Raw genomic sequence first — 17232 nt, 5'->3', positions numbered from 1 at the left:
CTTTTTTCCTTCATTTTTCACGGCTTTCACAACCCCAACTTACCCGGATTCAGGATTCCTTTCGGGTCAAGGGCTTTCTTGATTGCACGCATTACCTCAAGAGCCGGGCCCCACTGGGCTTCCATATACTGGCCGCGGGCAGCTCCCACACCATGTTCGGAACTGACCGTGCCCCCAAGCTCAATTGCTGTCCTGTGGATCAGATCTGCAGCCCGGTTTAGGCGGTCCCACTCGTCCTTATTCAGGACATCAATGAAAAGGGCAAGGTGCAGGTTTCCATCTCCAATATGCCCGTACTTCATAGCAGGCAGATTGAATTTCTCAGAAATTTCCTGTGCTCTCCTGAGCAGTTCAGGAATCTTCTTTATGGGAACTCCCACGTCTTCCCCCACATAAATCCTGGATTTGGTGGGGTCAAGACGGGAAACTGCAGCTCCTACAAGCTTTCGGGCTGCCCAGATATCTGCCATTTCCTTTTCACTTTCCGCAAGCTTTATGGAGAGGGCAAGGGGGGAACAGACCGATATTATCTGCTCTGCAGCTTCATGCGCCGAATTTTCAGTGCCATCTACCTCGAAAAGGATTACATCCCCCTCCGAAGGGAGCACAAGTTTCGGGTCGTAGCGTTTAAGCACCTGCAGGGAAACCCTGTCAAGGATCTCGCAGGCTGAAGGGATAACCCCGTTTGAAAAAGTCTTTACAACTGCCTGCCCCGCAACCTCAGCACTTTTAAAGGACGCGATTACAAGTTTCCGCGTCTTCGGGAGAGGAGCGATCTTCAGGCCGGCTTTAGTGACGATTCCAAGCGTGCCTTCAGAGCCTATAATAAGCTGGGTCAGGTCATAACCTGCAGCTGATTTCAACATTTTTGAGCCTGTGTGGATAACAGTTCCATCCGCAAGCACCACTTCCAGGTCGCGGACATAGTTCCTGGTGGTCCCGTATTTGACACAACGCATCCCACTTGCATTATAAGCTATCATACCCCCGATAGTGCACATGGCAGAACTGCCTGGGTTAGGGGGAAAGAAAAAGCCGTATGGTTTTAAGGCGTCATTAAGGGCGTCCTGGATTATACCCGGTTCCACTACTACCTGGATATTGTCAATATCAATTTCAAGAAGGCGGTTCATTCCTGACATATCCAGCACAATGCCTCCTCCAACAGGGACTGCACCACCGGCAAGTCCGGTGCCTGCTCCCCTTGCAGTCACAGGGATTTCATTTTCATAAGCAAGCCTGACAATGCGGCTGACCTCTTCCGTGCTTTTCGGGCGTACCACGTAATCAGGCACACCTTTGACCTGGGATGCATCAGAAGAATAACAGTAAAGTTCAGAAGGCGAGACCGAGAGCCGCTCGCCAACGATTTTTCGAAGCTCTGCAGTTATATCCATTATAAACCTCAAATCTGGAATTCGGATGTGAAAAATAGAAAATTCCCTGCCACTATTGGGACAGAAATGAGAGATAAGTTGCAGCAGATAATCAATATTAATAATATATAAGAATATACCATCTCCAGCTTAATAATATATAAGAATATACCATCTCCAGCCTCCTTCCCCCTTAGAACGTATCTTAAAATTAAATTTGATTCTACAATGGTGACAGTAATTATCATTTGAACTGAAAATAAGGTAAAGGAAAAAGAAAGAGAGCTACGAACTTTTTGAGAAAAATGTGCAGGGCAAACCTTTACATCCTGATAGACATAAGAGGACAAATATGACACAGTACTTTGAAATAGAAAATAGAGATGGAGCAGCACGTATAGGAAAACTTCTGCTCTCTCCCGAACTCCGCACTCCCTGTGCCCTGCATACGGCAGCACTTGGAAACCTTGAAAATCCGGGACCTATTGTTGATGCAGGCAGCCTCTGGACTGTTGACCGGGAAGAACTTCAAGCATGCATAAAGGAAATTCGTGAAAAAACAGGAAAGAGAACTCTCATAATCCTTCCCCATCAGACTTATCCGCCTGCTATTCCAGCCGAATCACTCGGAAAAGTAGAAATATTTACTGCCACCAGCGATGGAAATGCTGAAGATAACGGCCCTACAGGTTCCTTTCTTAGAGCAGAAAAAGAGATTCAGAAGAGTGACCTTTACATAATGGAAGGTGCAGGGACTCTGGAAAATAATGCTCGAAGGTTTCTGGAAACCTTAATTGACCTGAAAAACCAGATCCCTCCGGATACTGCTCTCTATGCCCCCAACCTGGCTCGTCCTGAAAATGCAGCAATGCTTGCCTACATAGGGATCGATGTTATGGATGATACAAAAGCAGAAATTGCAGCCTATTCTGATATCTACCTTACAGCTGCAGGCAGTTTCTATCTTGACTCCCTTGTAGAGTTCCCCTGCAGGTGCAAGGTATGTGCCACCACAACACCCGCAGAACTTCTAACTCTCCCAAGAGCCGACAGGGCAAAGCTTCTTTCAGCCCATAACAGGGACGCCCTTGACGCTGAACTTGCTCTTGTCCGTGAAAAAATTCGGGCAGGGACACTGCGGGAGTACGTGGAAGGGCAGTGCAGGGTCAGGCCCTGGCTTACAGCCCTGTTGCGCCTTGGTGATTTCGAATACTCTTACCTTGAAGAAAAAGTTCCCGCTTTCCGACAAAATCAGCTCCTTGCAAATACTTCCGAAGCCCTTTCAAGGATCGAAGTGGTCAGGTTTGCGCAGCGCATACAGGAAAGATATGTACCTCCTGACCTTGATATCCTCCTGCTCCTCCCGTGTGCAGCTAAAAAACCCTATTCAATTTCCCAGTCCCACCAGAAGTTCATCCTTACCCTTGGCAAATACCGGAAGTTTGTCCATGAGGTAATCATAACCTCACCCCTGGGAATCGTGCCCAGAGAACTCGAATTGACCTACCCGGCAGCCCATTACGATACTGCGGTTACAGGACATTGGGACGAAGAAGAAAAGACCTGGGTTTCCGGCTGCCTTGAAGCCTATCTTTCAAAACATGGGTATAAGGCCATAGTTGCCCATGTGGAAGGGGCGTACAGGGAGATCTGTGAAAGAATAGCTGAAAAGCTCGGGATTGAAGTAATCTACACTGCCGGGAAAAGTCTCACGTCCTATGAATCTCTTTCGAACCTGAAAAATACCGTTGAATCTATCTGCACATCCGAGAATTTCAGCCAGAAAAAACAGAATGCTGAAGAAGAGAAGAAGAATTTCGTAAAAGCGGTTGCAGGTTATCAATTCGGAGAGGGCGCAGGGCATCTCTTTTCGGAAGAAGTTGGAAAAACTGTGGTTAAAGGCCGTTTCCCGAAGTACCAGCTCTTTGCCGGGAAAAAACAGCTTGCAACTTTAATCCCGCAGTACGGGATGCTTGCCCTATCTCCCGAAGGAGCGGAACTGGTGCTAAAAAGTGAGAAATATGTGGTAAAGATTGACGACTTTGTCCCACGCGGTTCCATTCTTGCCCCAGGTGTGCTTGAGGCAGACCCCGAAATACGACCAAATGATGAAGTAATAGTTCTCGGGAAAAAAGCTCTCTGTGTAGGAAGGGCTATGATGAGCGGGAGAGAAATGGAAGAATCAGGTAGAGGTGTTGCAGTAGACGTCCGGCATGTTAAAAAACTTTGAACCTGAAAACACTAAACCTGAAAACACTAAACCTGAAAACACTAAACCTGAAAACACTAAACCTGAAGACCTTGAGGCTGAAAACTTCAAGTCTGGTTTTTAACCTGATTTTCAGCCCGGAAAAACGCTGTAGAAGTGCGAAACAGGCACCAGAAAAGATGTTCTTGAATAGAAAATATGCAGAACAGAAAGCCATACAGGCTTCCGCGAGAGAGTTGTTCTTCTCTCGAAGAAGTAATAAAATGGAAGGGATATATAATGATATTATGATAAGACGTTTCGCACCTGAGGACTTCCAGGAAATAGTCGAAATTGAAGAAGAGGCTTTTTCGGAGCATAATTCCCTGGTATATATGAACTTTTACGAGATGGTTGGAGATGGCTTCCTTGTTGCGGAACAGGACGAAAAAGTCGTGGGGTATGTAGTCGGCTACCGTTCCGCGGAAAACGAAGGGCATATTTTTTCCGTTGGAGTAAAAAAAGAATATAGGGGAAGAGGAATAGGCACAGAACTTATTCATGCCATATGTGACATTTTTGTTGCAAACTGCCTTAAATACGCGAGACTGGAAGTAAGAAACAGTAATACTAGCGCACAAAAGTTGTACAGATCACTAGGATTCGTACCCTGCTGGACAGAAAAAAAGTATTATTCAGATGGAGAAGACGGCATGGTTATGAAAATGCATCTGCGCCCATACCGCCTCTTGATCTCAAAACAAAAATATCTCGAACCCGTATTCTCAAACAACGAACTCGTTACTACAATCCGGGGCCCTATCAGTTATTACCGATGAGCTTGATGACGGAATTCAGAGAATCTCTCATATGGGCAGACGCTTCCTCGAAGATGGGGTCATCCCGTGACATGAGAGTAGCAAGCTCGCCTCCCAAAATCAAATTGCGTGCGGCCACCCCAACCTAAAGGATGGGGTATGCTGATGGGCCGCCCGCCCGGTTATTCTGGTACTTAGAAATCGTCAATTTTCCGTTGCCTAGACTTTAATCTATATGATTGAACCTCTGTTTTCGGTTTTCCCTGCGACTCCTTAATGTAGTGCTTGATTGTGTCAGCGGTTACATTTCCAACGGATCGATAGAATTTACCACTTGACCATAGACTTCCACCCCAATATCGTGTTCTCAGTTCAGGATGAAGCTTGAACAATCTGTAAGAACTACCTCCTTTCAAGTATTGAACCACCTCTGATAGAGAGGTGCTTGGGTGGAATTCCAGGAACAGGTGAACATGATTATCTACAACTTCCAGAGCATGGATTTTGTAGCCTTTCTCTGTGCAAATATTGTGGAATATAGACTCGCAATCCTTTTTAACTCGTTTATTGTAGAATATCTTGTATCGATACTTAGGCACCAACACGATGTGGTAGGTAATCTGACCATAGCCATGGCTAAAACTGCGCAATTCCAACGCTTATCACATCCTAGCCATAGGTAGCTGGAACCACCTGTGGCTATGGTGTCAAAAAACCTCATTTTACAAAAAAACGATGATTGATACAGTTTAAGCGAATACAAAACAGCCAGCGAGGGTTCACTTCATCCCCGACCTGAAGGTCAGGGTATTCGTGACCCTCTGCACTCCCATAGTAATAAAAATTGCGCGCTTGTGATCCGCCTTGCTCCTGTGGATATGGACGGGGCTTATCGATAAAGCCTTGTAGTCATCGAACTCGTGCGTTACACCGTGCCTCTCAAAGTATCTCTTCATTTGAGCCATATATGTGTGCAGTTGTATCAGTTCTTCCTTGTGCATAGCGAACAGACCTACATTTTTACAAGATCAATTAAATACCTCAATTTTACAAGATCAATTAAATATTATCTTGAACCGAATAAAAGAATTACCCGAGGAAATTGAGTTCCTAGTTATTATAAATAAACTTTGTCATATAATGTATATGATAAATAATGATAAATTATATGATAGAGTGTGAATTATAGCATTATAGTGTGAAACCATGCCAAATCGTAGTGATCCTCCCGGAGATATATATAAATGTTACACAAAAAAAAAAATAAAAATGAGATAATTAGTTACTGGCTATAATTCCCGGCCAGGAGGATAATTAACTCTATGACAAAAATCAGGCGTAAATAAACGATTTTTTCTAAAACAATAAGAAAAGAAATAAAAAAGATAAAGAAAGGAAGTAAAAAGACCTGTTCAGAGCATGCTGGAGGTCAAAACTTCCATATCTGCAGGAACCTTAGCAAGATTTCCGATTTTCACCCCTACAAGATTTTTGATTGCATTGCTCGAAGCAATATCAACAAGCCTCTGAGTAATTACACCATCAAAAATTACACTTTTCACATTGTCTCTGCAGGTTTTTAACCTGCTTGCAAGGTCTCTGACTGCAATTTCCTCTATTATCCTGTCTTCAGAATCCAGAATCCTTGCCGTCAATGTCCCTTTAAGGGCGTCTACGTGCGGTCTGAATCTCACAGCTTCCGGAGAAACTGGAGGAGCTACCGGAGCCTGTCTTGCAGGAGCGGGTGAAACCCTTACCGCCTCTCCACCAGGGACTTTCACAGCTGAAACTTTCTCAACTACGGGCTTTCCTCTGGGAACTCTGCTGGCTGGAACTGCTCTTGCCATAACCGCAGGTTTTGAAACCGCATGTCTTGCCTCAACTCTTTCTGTCGTTGCAGGAGTTTTTTTAAAAGACCTTTCCGAAACTTTTTCTAATGGTTTCTCAGGAACCGCCCCTTCCATTTCTTCAGGGGCTTCCTCTTCATAAACGTCGGTCTTTGGAGATACCCTGTGAACTTTCACACGTTTATGTAACTTCTTCTCCGCAACTCTGGAAACAACTTCTGGTGCTCTTATCTTTCTCTTGGAAATGCGTTCCAGCCTGCAGGCACTATCTTCATTTTCCTTTTCCTGGATTCCATATTTCTCAATAATCTGTTCCACTGGAACTTTCCTGCGCAAAGACCTGATTATTTCTTTCTGAACAAGGTCTTCCACACCCTTGCCATCCGGAGCACGGGCAACATAATCGATATCTGCCACCTGCAGGAGTTCACGTATAATGAGTTCTCCACCCCGGTCTCCGTCCGTAAAAGCAGTTACGGTTTTCTTTTTAGTAAGTTCAGCGACCTCAGGTGGAATGTTTGTTCCGCCCACGCAGATGGTGTTCTTTATACCATAGCGAAGCAGGTTCAGGATGTCAGCCCTGCCTTCAACAATAATGATAGCATCCGAGTTAAGCACGTTAGGCCCGCAGGGTATCCTTGACTTGCCATAATAAGTCAGCTCGTCAACCCTTACGGACTGCCGAACTTCATCAGCGAGCTCCTGGGATTCGGGCACAGTCTCATCGAACATCTTTGTGAAAATGAGTTTTGCTCTCTCAATAATTTTTTTGCGCTTAACAGCCCTTACGTCTTCTACCTGGAAAACCTCAATCTTGGCACTGCAGGGTCCTACCCTGTCAATGGTTTCCAGAGATGCTGCAAGAATCGATGTCTCTACCTTATCAAGGCTCGAAGGAACAAAGATATTTCCTTTGGTTTTTCCTCCCTTGGCGGTAACCATTACCTCAATCCTGCCGATCCTTCCAGTTTTCTGCAGATCACGCAGATCAAGATCTGCTCCGAGCAGCCCTTCGGTCTGACCAAAAATTGCGCCTACGATATCAGGACGCTCAATTACCCCATCAGCATTGATTTTAGAGTGAATGATGTATTTTGTGGTATCAGTATTTTGCATGTAAATTCTCCCTGAATTATTATAACGATTTATCATGAACTATGTATTACGAAAATCTTTTATTCGAGTGATTATCCTGACTAATCGACGGGAAATTGTCCTTATACACCCGAAAAATCCGGGGTACAATTCTTTTTCCGGCTGCAAGCTCATAGCACTTTTCTGGTATAGTACAAACCTATCCTCTATATTCTGGAAACGTGCTGGAAACCATAAAGGGCCAGAAAATGCAAAAATAGTAGTAAAAATCAGATTAAAAACCAGATCAGGGATAATACACCCTTGAAAAGGCAGATTTCATAATAAAAAATTATTATGAACCGAAAGAGAAATTCCGAACCTGCCTGCAACTGCCTGTTGTGCTTATGCCAGGATAATTAAACCGGTGGAATATTTCCTGACTATTAATTAATGAAAGCTCTATAACCTGCAAGGAAAACCGCCAGATAAGCGCCAACCTGGTTTTAAAGCTCTCAAAGATAGAGCTATTCCTGATTTTCGACCAGAGAAAGCATTTATACCTCCACGATATCCACGGAGTTCTGTACTTGCCCGAAAATCTTTGCCCTAACATAAGCTTATTGATGGATCTGAAATAACTCTCAGAACCGTAAGTCAAATAATGTGTTTGCCATTCAATACGCCTGATAACTGAAGACTTCCAGAGATATTCCCATAGATGGGATTAACCTGAGGCGTGAGTAACTAGAGCGAGCCAGACGCCTTTTTTACTAAACAAGTATCTCTAAACGATGAGTGGTAAAGCAGTGAATGGAATGCATCAGGTTTATTGAAAGCACTTTTTGACTTTTGCATCATGGGTGATATAGTGGTATAAGGTTTATTTTTGAACTGAATGATATTAGCCCTGAATTGGTAATATGTATAATCTGAAATTTCTATTAAGTTTGCATACGTTTAGTTACGTGAAATTTTTTACGAATCCAGTAATGATGAATTGATGAAGTTATTAATTTATGATATGACCTGACGAAACAGCTCCTGCCCGCCTTAAAACGACTTCAGAGAAACAGGAATCCTGTACGTCACATGTCTTAAATTCATATGTTTAATGGTTGCAGGCTTTAAGAACTTTTTGGTTATATAAAAGATTCCCCAAACCTGAATTATTTTAACCCATTATCAAAAGATTTAAGTACAGTGACCCTCTGGAAAGATTTTCAAATTTAAAATGGACAACTAATTAGAAAAATTTAGAAAAGTATATATAAAACAAAGGACGTCTAAAAATTTGAACGAGCGAGACAAATACACTGTTTTATGTATTAACCCCCCCACTCCCAACTCGCTCGTTCACCCCCCATAAAACCGTTATCGTTCTCTTTTGTTTTCTGGAAAGCATCTTCAAATAGATATTTTCAGTACAGGACACTGAAAGTTTTCCCGGATCATCTGAAGGATCATCTGAAATCACTTAGGGTTCTGTAGGCTCTTTTTCTTTTAAAAACATATAATAGGCGCGAAACACCATTATAAAAAGCATGGGAAGCGATTTCGGTGTAAAAGATGCTGCAAGTAAAATCATTCGAGTCGCAGGTGAAGTTCAAGAGGAGGATCCTGTTAAAGTTTCCACACGGGCCCGGAAAGAGAAAAACCCTACAAGGGTGGTCATTATAGGAGGTGGAGCCTGTGGTATGGCAGTTGCTACCAAGATCAGGAGGCAGAGTGACTTTAAAATAGTTGTGCTTTCATCAGACTCCCACACGGCTTACAGTCACTGCGGAATTCCTTTTGTTCTGGGCAGAGAAATTGAAAGTTTCGAAAAATTAATTGTAAAATCTCCGGGTTTTTTCAGGGAAAAAAACATAGATGTGAAACTGAACGAGAAAGTAAGGTCAATAAACCTGACCGAGCAGGTCATCCTGACAGGAGAGGGAACCTATCCTTTTGACAAACTGGTAATTGCTACAGGGAGCCTGCCCTTTATATCCCGTAAAAGTAAGGCAAATATTCTGTCTTACGGGTTCTTCACACTCCGGAATCTTACTGACGGCAAACTCTTTGGAAAAGCCCTCGAAACCGCCCAAATAGTATGCATCGTAGGTGGGGGTACAATAGGAATCGAATGTGCCTCAGCCCTCACAAAGCGAGGGATTAAAACTATCCTTGTAACCAGAAGTAAAGACCTGCTTTCCAGCCAGTTTGATTCCGAGATGGCTGCAATTGTCAGGGCACATCTTGAAGACCTCGGTGTGGAGGTTATTACTGGGGAACCTCTCTTTTTACCGGAAAATTTCTGGAAAGAAAAAACCGTATACTTAAAGGACAGGCATTTTCCTGCAGACCTTATGCTCCTGGCAACCGGGGTAAAACCTGAAGTCTACCTGGCCAGCGAGGCAGGGCTAGAAATTGGAAAGGCAGGAGGAATAGTCGTAAATGAAATGCTTCAGGTGAAGGCAGGAGGGGAATTCCTCCCCAATGTATACGCAGGGGGCGAATGTGCGGAAGTTATTGACCTGCTAACCGGGGAAAGCAGGCTCAGCCAGCTGGGGACAACCGCACGGCGTATGGCAGATGTAATCGGAAATAATATTACAGGCAAATACTCTATTTTCGGGCCTCTTGCAGACCCCTGGGTAGCTGTTGCCGGAGACCTGCAATTCGGAGGAGTTGGGCTTACACCCGAACAGACGGAGAGGCAGGGGATAAAAATTGTAACCGGATTTTCCCGCGGGCGCACGAGAGCTTCCTACTATCCGGGTCTAAAAGATATTTATATAAAACTCTTTTTTAAAGACGGCTACCTTGCAGGAGCGCAGCTCGCAGGAGGAGAGGGGATAAAGGAAAGGATCGATGCTCTCTCCCTTGCGATAAGAAAGAAAACAACAATTAAAGACCTTCTGAGCCTTGAAACTTGCTATGCCCCTCCGGTTTCCATGCTTGTGGACCCTCTCGTACCGGCTGTAAAAGCCGCGGTCAGAAATATGCGAAAGGGGAAAACAAATGAGCAGGGTCCGGATAAGGGATCGGATGAAAGATATGGTTAAATTCCAGGAAGAAAAAACGAGTAAAATAAGGAGAGAGGGAAATGATAGAAATTGACGGTTCATATGGGGAAGGAGGAGGGCAGGTAATCAGAACAGCTGTTGCCCTTTCTGCAGTTACTGGAAAAGAAGTAAAGGTTACGAACATAAGAAAAAACAGACCAAATCCCGGCCTGAAACAGCAGCATCTGAAAGCTTTGGAAACTGCAGCCAGGATCTGCGGAGCACGGGTTTCAGGGCTTTTTCCAGGTTCTTCAGAGTTATTTTTTGCTCCAGTGGAAATAAAGGGGGGGAAATATGAGGTTGATATAGGGACTGCAGGAAGCATAACCCTGCTTCTGCAGAGCCTTATGCCAGCCCTGCCTTTTGCAAAAGAAAAGGTCGAAATAACGATAAAGGGAGGGACTGACGTTGCCTGGTCCCCGACAATTGACTACCTCCAGCATGTAACCTTCAGGGCACTTAAACAACTTGGATATGCAGGCAGTGTAACCCTAAAAACCCGCGGTTACTATCCCAGGGGAGGAGGAGAAGTCTCAGCTGTTTTTGAACCCTGTAAGCTTCGTGGTTTCCATTTCCGAAAGGAAGGAGAAAACAGAAGAGCCGAAGAGGACCGAAGAGGAGAAGAAACCCTGAAAGAAGGGAAGGACCCAAACCAGGGGATAGAAGTTATGGGAATTTCACATGCATCGAATCTTCCGGCACATGTGCCAGCCCGCCAGGCTGAAGCTGCTGGATCCATGCTTTTTGAAGCCGGATACGATCCACGGATCACTGTCCAGTCCTGCGAATTGCTTTCCACAGGAAGCGGGATAACCCTCTGGTCCGGTTATTGCGGAGGAAGTGCCCTTGGAGAAAGAGGACTGCCTGCTGAAAAAGTGGGCAGGCGAGCTGCAGAAGAAATAATCTCGGAACTCAGAATAACAGCCTCTGTGGATGTGCACCTGGCAGACCAGCTGATCCCGTATATGGCACTTGCAGGAAACAGTTCTTACACTGTTCGTGAAATAACTTTACATGCGGCAACAAACATCTGGGTCACAGAACAGTTCCTGGATGTGAAATTCAGGATAAAGGAAAAGGAGGGACTTTTTGAAGTATCAGCAGACTGATTAAAAAACGAGTAGAAAAATCAGTAAAGGAAAATTAGTCCTCGAGTACAAACAGGTACTCGGGAGGTATCTTTTCTGCAAGTACGATGTAATCCGTTGCGAGCTTAAGAGAAATTCCTTCTTCCTGAGCTCCAAAGGCGTCCACCTGAAGGATCACAGGATTTTCAGTATGGATCAGGGCAACTTCAGTTGCCTTTTCATATGAAGTGCTGAGATGAACATAGCGCTGTTTGATAGGGAAAATTCCGTTCTCGAGCAGGACATCGACTTCCTCCGGGCTTGCCCCGTAGTACACGTATGGAGTATCACTTTCCTCGTAATCAAGATCAATGTTAACAGAATGTCCGTAACGTGCCCTTATCATGGACCCATTGATCTGATATCTTCCTTTTTCATCGGACTCCACAAGGGCATAAAGGTACTCTTTCCTCATCCAGTTATAACGTTTCCTCATAACATCACAGAAAGCGTTAAGATCCACCCAGCCGCATTCGTCCATTTTAACTCCTGCAGATGCCGGAAAGTGCCGGAGAGTGCCTGATACAAACCTGCCGAGCTTTTCTTCCCTTCCATCGTCCAGCACGTATCTGCCAGGGCGTTTACACTGCTGACAGCTGCTTCCTCTAAAATAGCCGTGCTCAGTGCATTTTCGAATCATAATATCACATATGAAACTTTACCATAAATAAGGTTTTGTTTTGATCAGCTTTTTTCTTAAAATTTGTTTTTGGGAAGATAATTTTAAGCCTTGAACTTCAAAATTCTGATTTTTCTACTTTCAGTTATCTTCTCAGGAATCCTTCGTGCCTGCAACCCTTCCCAGGGTTTTGTAGAGCAGAAAACCTGAGATAGAAAAGATGGCAGCTCCGAGCATTGTCGCCCTGAATCCGAAAATCTGGGATAGAACACCTCCAAGGAATCAGCTTTTCGTTTTCAAAAGGATCAAGCATACGCATTATCAGAAACTGGACTGCAGGATTTATAGCATAGATTACTCCAATCCAGAAGGTACCTGCTCCGAGCTCCCGGAGATAGAGAGGAAAAATGGCCCAGACCCCGACGGCTCCGGTATGCCGCAAGAAGAGAGGAAAATAGGTCCCTGAGTTCTTCATCAGGGTGTCTAGGGAGAAGTAAGGAACTTTCGGCTGCAGCTTTTCAATTTCTTTTAACCTGAAAGCCTGCAGGAAACATAAGGCATAAAAGAGAGATGAAAGTCCAAAAAGCAGATCCATTCTTACCCCTATCATCCCTGCCAGAAGAAACCCCGCCATCCAGCCGAGAGAACCAAGAGAAATAAACTTTCCGAGGCTCTACTTCTGATAATGGACGTAGGCTATCAGGGCCCCCGGGTGAATCCCAATACTGAAACCGGCTAGAGCCCTTGCAAGCATGAGGGTAGAAGGATCTGTGGCAAATACCTGAAGAAAAAAGGCGGCTGCAGCAAATCCGAAGCCTCCTCGAATCACTGTATCACTATAAGCCCAATCTCGATATAAGAGGCGCCGAGTGATGTGGCAAAAATGGGAATAAAAAGCAGCGAAAGAACATTAGCCATGTTTGAAAAGAACTGGACGTTATTTATTCTCATCAAGAAGATTCACACTGTAAAAACACCGGCATAACTTATTATGTTTTCCTAAATATGAGGTAAGGTGAACTATCACTCATTCAAGCAAATCACTCTCAAGAACTCATTCAAGCAAATCACTCTCAAGATACTCATCCAGCACACAAAATAATTTCATCCCGAATATTGAATACTTTCACCCTGCATACAGTAATCTTTAGTACGACACTTTACATACCTTACCTTATCAAAGGCTCCTTAAAAAAATAGCCAAAAAGGAAAAGACTTACCAACTAATATTTAATTTTCAGGGATGTTCTTGTTATTCATTAATGAAAGGACGTATGGAACCTGGTGATTTCTCACAAGAAATTGGAAGGTATTTTATCTTAAGTTTGAAAACATCTGGTCTGAATTTTCACCTCAAGCTTTCACCTGAAATATATCAGATTTCCAAAACACTTCACGTCTTAAAATAACACTTACAGTAACGGCCTTTCAGGGACAAACACCTGATATTTAAGGCAAGAATACATATCGAAGAAAAGCACCATCAAACACTGAAAGCAAGTATCAAACATTCAAGGGAGTACTATGACCGATATTGACACTATTTATGAGAAGCTCAGCCATGTCATCAGTAAAGAGGATTTCCTGCAGCGTACACAGGAAAAGGTCGAGAACATGGGAGGGCTTTGTGATGAGACGATGGCTGCAATGCTGGTTGCCAATGAACTGGGATTCTCGGATGCAGGTAGAGACAGTGTGAAAATAGAAAGTATTACACCCGAGAGCGGACCTGTTAATTTTGTTGCAAGAATTGTTTCGGTTTTTGATATCAAGGAGTTTACCCGGAACGACGGTACTATAGGCAGAGTTGGAAATCTGATCGTCGGAGACGAAACCGGAAAAGTGAAGTTAACCTTGTGGGACAATATGGCAGACCTGATTAAAAACGGAAAAGTAAAGGTAGGGCAAACCGTTCAGATCAGCGGCTATGCAAAGCAGGGCTATTCTGGAGTGGAAGTTAACATCGGCAATAATGGAGTTCTGACCGAAAGTGAAGAGGAAGTTGATGTTGCTTCGAGCAGCCAGAATATAAAGGACATCAAAGATGGAATGGGAGACCTCAACCTTACGGGAAAAGTGCTGGAGGTTTCTGAAGTCAAGACTTTCCAGCGCAAAGACGGCAGCAGTGGGAGAGTTGGAAACCTGATGCTTGGAGATTCCACAGGCACAATCAGGGTAACGCTCTGGGACGAAAAAACCGATTTTTTAAACCAGATTGAGTACGGGGACACTGTTGAACTGATCAGTGCTTACGCCCGTGAAAATGCCTTTACACAGAAAGTAGAGCTGCAAATAGGAAACCGAAGCATAATCAAGAAAAGCGAAAAAGAAGTAGAATATAAAGAAGAGTTTACCCCTATTGCAGATATAAAAGCCGACATGAATAATATCAATGTTTCCGGAAGAATACTTGATATCTCAGAAGTCCGAATTTTCGAGAAAAAAGATGGATCCACCGGCAGGGTTGCAAACATCCTTATGGGTGATTCTACAGGCAAAATAAGGCTTACAATCTGGGACGAAAAAACCGATTGTCTTGACGAGATTAATTTCGATGATACAGTGGAAGTCCTCAATGCCTATTCCCGGGAAAACACATTCAGCCAGCAGGTGGAACTCAGCCTGGGAGCCAGAGGGATAATTCAGATAAGTGAAAAAAAGGTTGAGTACAGGGAGAAATTTACTGACATCACCGACATTGTCCCAGGAGAAAGTTATTCTGTCCAGGGGAAAGTTGCCGAAATCGGCGAACTCAGAGAGTTTGAGAAGGAGGACGGAACCGAAAGTGTGGTTGCAAACCTGCAGCTCAAAGACGAAACAGGCAGTATCCGATTAACTCTCTGGGGAGAACAGGCCTATGTTATAGAGGACCTGGATATAGACTCTGAGATCCAGATCATTGACGCTTATGCCAAATATGGGTTGAACGAAGAAATTGAACTTAGCGTTGGGAACAGGAGTAGAGTGATTATTCTCTGATTATTCCCTATTTTTTATCTACTTTTGTTTATTTTTATCTACTTTTACAGATAATTATTGACTTTTGTTTATCAGTATCTACTTTTATTTATTTAGATAGTTTATATATATTTTTTATCTAAACTTTTATTTACCTTTTATCCAGGTTTACATTTTTACTTGCTGTCTAATTTCTATTTTTTTACTCATTATAAAAACTATTGGCAATTTTAAATCCGGAAATTTGCCAGGTAAAAAGGTGAGGATGTGAGTTCCAGTGGAAACATAGGGGGTATAAAAAAATACCTGTGGGAAGAATTAATAGCATCATAAATATAATTAAGGAAAATTAATTCTGCTTAAAGCTGTTTTCTTTCAATTAAGGAAAATTAATTCTGCTTAAAGCTGTTTTCTTTCTCTGATTATTTCCTATTTTTTTCTACTTTTGTTTATTTTTTACCTAGATTTATTTATATTTATCTACTTTTGTTCATTTTTTACCCATATTTATTTAGATTTACCTACTTTTGTGTACTTTTATCTACGTTTATATATATTTAACTATTTTTGTTTATTTTTCATCCAGATTTATTTATATTTATCTATTTTTGTTTACTTTTATTTATATTTATCTGCATTTATTTATAATTATCTACTTTTATTTACTTTTACATATTTTTATCTAAACTTTTATTTACTTTTACATATTTTTATCTAAACTTTTATTTACCTTTTATCCAGGTTTACATTTTTACTTGCTGTCTAATTTCTATTTTTTTTACTCTTTATAATAACTATTGGCAATTTTAAATCCGGAAATTTGCAGGTAAAAAGGTGAGGATGTGAGTTCCAGTGGAAATGAAGGGGGTATAGAAAATTTCCCGTGAGAAGAATTAATAGTGTCATAAATATAATTAAGAAAAATTTATTTTGCTTTAAAGCTATTTTCTTAGCTAGATTTTTCTTCTTCTACCTTCCCCTGGTATTTTTTTCAAGAACTAGATATGTTTCATTCTGAGCAAAGATCTCCAGTGGAAATTGAGGGGTTATGAAAAAAATTCCTGTCGGACTTTCGTAAACCTCTAGTGAAGAAATCTACAGCTCTAACCTCAAAAAAGGGCTTCTGCACCTACTTTATGTAAACTCAGATCTTTACACAAAAAAGAAATGCCGTTATCATTATGTACTATTGACTCGTATATATTAAGTGTCATAAAAAGGTCTTAGAAGTGCGGGAAAGACATTTCAAGGGAAAAGAGCCGGAAAAAATATTTGAGCGAAAAGCTTACCGAAATCCCGGCTTTTCAGAATTTCACCCCAGAGCTTTATCAAAAGGGGAAGTTTAAAGGAACCTAGAAGATTCTTCCATGGGAAATTGAAAACCTAAAGAGCTTTTGATTTTTCCACGAGAAATTGAAAACCTGAAGAGGTTTTAATAGTAAATTTACCTAATAGTGAATTTACCAGGTTTTGGGATGCTGAAAGAATAAAGGGGGAGCGGCAGTTAATGATTGATGAACCTGAAAAGGTAGCAGGTACTGATATTCACAACAGAGAAATTGAGAGAGAGGTCTCGGTTGCTGAAGTGATGAATAAAACAGTCATCACAATGGACATTAACACAGATATTCCTGCCATTGCAAGGGAAATGGTCAAACACGATGTCGGAAGCGTAATTATTACAGAAAAAGAAAAGGCAATGGGAATCATTACCGAAAGGGACCTTGTGAAGGGCATCGTTACAGAGGACAAGAAACCAAGTAAGGTAAATGCAAGCGAAATCCTCTCAACCCCGCTGATAACTGTTGCGCCTGAAACAAGTGTAATAAAAGCTTCCGAAATTATGTTGAAAGCCAATATTAAAAGGTTGCCAGTCCTGAAAGACAGTACAATTATAGGAATTATTTCTCATACCGACATCCTGATGGTAACACCCGGACTCAGTACCATACTTAAGGATCTTATTGATATGAACCGGGAAGCTCTCCTCTCCAGTTCTCCAACTGAGAAGATTGAAGAAGACTTCAGTGCAGGAATATGTGAGTCCTGTTCATATCATTCAGTAGACCTGAAATTAGTAGACGGCAGATACTTATGTGAAAACTGTCGGCAAGCAGAAGGGGAGAATTACGAATGAATCACGAGCTTGAAATCTCGACTTTCAAATTATCTGTC

12 protein-coding genes and 1 pseudogene are annotated in these 17232 nt (G+C 42.5%); 6 read left to right on the top strand and 7 right to left on the bottom strand.

Annotated features, from left to right (window positions below):
* Nucleotides 1-26: 26 nt before the first annotated feature.
* Nucleotides 27-1397, bottom strand: a complete 1371-nt coding sequence (locus MSWHS_RS00135; protein ID WP_048125002.1) for an FAD-binding oxidoreductase — start codon at nucleotides 1395-1397, stop codon at nucleotides 27-29.
* Between the two features lie 331 nt (nucleotides 1398-1728).
* Between MSWHS_RS00135 and arcS the strand changes: the two genes are divergently transcribed.
* Entirely contained in the window at nucleotides 1729-3606 is a 1878-nt protein-coding gene (arcS, locus tag MSWHS_RS00130; protein WP_048158621.1) for an archaeosine synthase subunit alpha, read from the top strand.
* A gap of 266 nt (nucleotides 3607-3872) precedes the next feature.
* Entirely contained in the window at nucleotides 3873-4403 is a 531-nt protein-coding gene (gene rimI, locus MSWHS_RS00125) for a ribosomal protein S18-alanine N-acetyltransferase (RefSeq protein WP_048130123.1), read from the top strand.
* Between the two features lie 173 nt (nucleotides 4404-4576).
* Here rimI and tnpA read toward each other — a convergent pair whose 3' ends face one another.
* The 3 genes and pseudogenes from tnpA to dnaG form a co-directional block, all read right to left on the bottom strand.
* The gene (gene tnpA / locus MSWHS_RS18710) at nucleotides 4577-5038 is read right to left on the bottom strand and encodes an IS200/IS605 family transposase (RefSeq protein ID WP_082088120.1); all 462 of its coding nucleotides are present in this window, start codon (nucleotides 5036-5038) and stop codon (nucleotides 4577-4579) included.
* Nucleotides 5039-5209: 171 nt separating this feature from the next.
* Nucleotides 5210-5383, bottom strand: a pseudogene (locus MSWHS_RS00115) (UPF0058 family protein); the annotation flags it as partial.
* A 411-nt stretch (nucleotides 5384-5794) separates the two neighbouring features.
* Nucleotides 5795-7345 (bottom strand): DNA primase DnaG, encoded by a 1551-nt coding sequence (gene dnaG, locus MSWHS_RS00110; protein ID WP_048124996.1) that lies wholly within the window; start codon nucleotides 7343-7345, stop codon nucleotides 5795-5797.
* A gap of 1502 nt (nucleotides 7346-8847) precedes the next feature.
* Here dnaG and MSWHS_RS00105 point away from each other — a divergent pair.
* Both MSWHS_RS00105 and rtcA read left to right on the top strand, forming a co-directional pair.
* Nucleotides 8848-10353 carry an NAD(P)/FAD-dependent oxidoreductase gene (locus MSWHS_RS00105; protein WP_048124993.1) on the top strand — a complete coding sequence of 502 codons (1506 nt, stop codon included), beginning with the start codon at nucleotides 8848-8850 and terminating at the stop codon, nucleotides 10351-10353.
* 41 nt (nucleotides 10354-10394) lie between these two features.
* Nucleotides 10395-11462, top strand: a complete 1068-nt coding sequence (gene rtcA / locus MSWHS_RS00100) for an RNA 3'-terminal phosphate cyclase (RefSeq protein ID WP_048124991.1) — start codon at nucleotides 10395-10397, stop codon at nucleotides 11460-11462.
* Nucleotides 11463-11496: 34 nt separating this feature from the next.
* Here the strand turns inward: rtcA and MSWHS_RS00095 are convergent, their stop codons facing one another.
* From MSWHS_RS00095 to MSWHS_RS19815, 3 genes are all read right to left on the bottom strand, one after another.
* Nucleotides 11497-12120, bottom strand: coding sequence for an RNA 2'-phosphotransferase (locus MSWHS_RS00095; RefSeq protein ID WP_048124989.1), 624 nt, complete (start codon nucleotides 12118-12120; stop codon nucleotides 11497-11499).
* Between the two features lie 124 nt (nucleotides 12121-12244).
* Entirely contained in the window at nucleotides 12245-12733 is a 489-nt protein-coding gene (locus MSWHS_RS00090; protein ID WP_048158619.1) for a hypothetical protein, read from the bottom strand.
* Nucleotides 12734-12772: 39 nt separating this feature from the next.
* On the bottom strand, nucleotides 12773-12928 hold the full coding sequence (locus MSWHS_RS19815) for a hypothetical protein (RefSeq protein ID WP_156148035.1): 156 nt from the start codon (nucleotides 12926-12928) through the stop codon (nucleotides 12773-12775).
* A gap of 695 nt (nucleotides 12929-13623) precedes the next feature.
* On the opposite strand from MSWHS_RS19815, the gene MSWHS_RS00085 reads away from it, so the two are divergent.
* Nucleotides 13624-15078, top strand: a complete 1455-nt coding sequence (locus MSWHS_RS00085; protein WP_048124985.1) for an OB-fold nucleic acid binding domain-containing protein — start codon at nucleotides 13624-13626, stop codon at nucleotides 15076-15078.
* Nucleotides 15079-16564: 1486 nt separating this feature from the next.
* Complete coding sequence (locus MSWHS_RS00080) at nucleotides 16565-17194, top strand: cyclic nucleotide-binding/CBS domain-containing protein (RefSeq protein ID WP_048124982.1); 630 nt, start codon at nucleotides 16565-16567, stop codon at nucleotides 17192-17194.
* Nucleotides 17195-17232 lie beyond the last annotated feature (38 nt).

It is taken from the genome of Methanosarcina sp. WWM596 (assembly GCF_000969965.1).
Taxonomy (GTDB): Archaea; Halobacteriota; Methanosarcinia; order Methanosarcinales; family Methanosarcinaceae; genus Methanosarcina.
The sequence above is the reverse complement of the archived record's forward strand: the minus strand, read 5'-3'. Positions and strand labels throughout refer to the sequence as shown.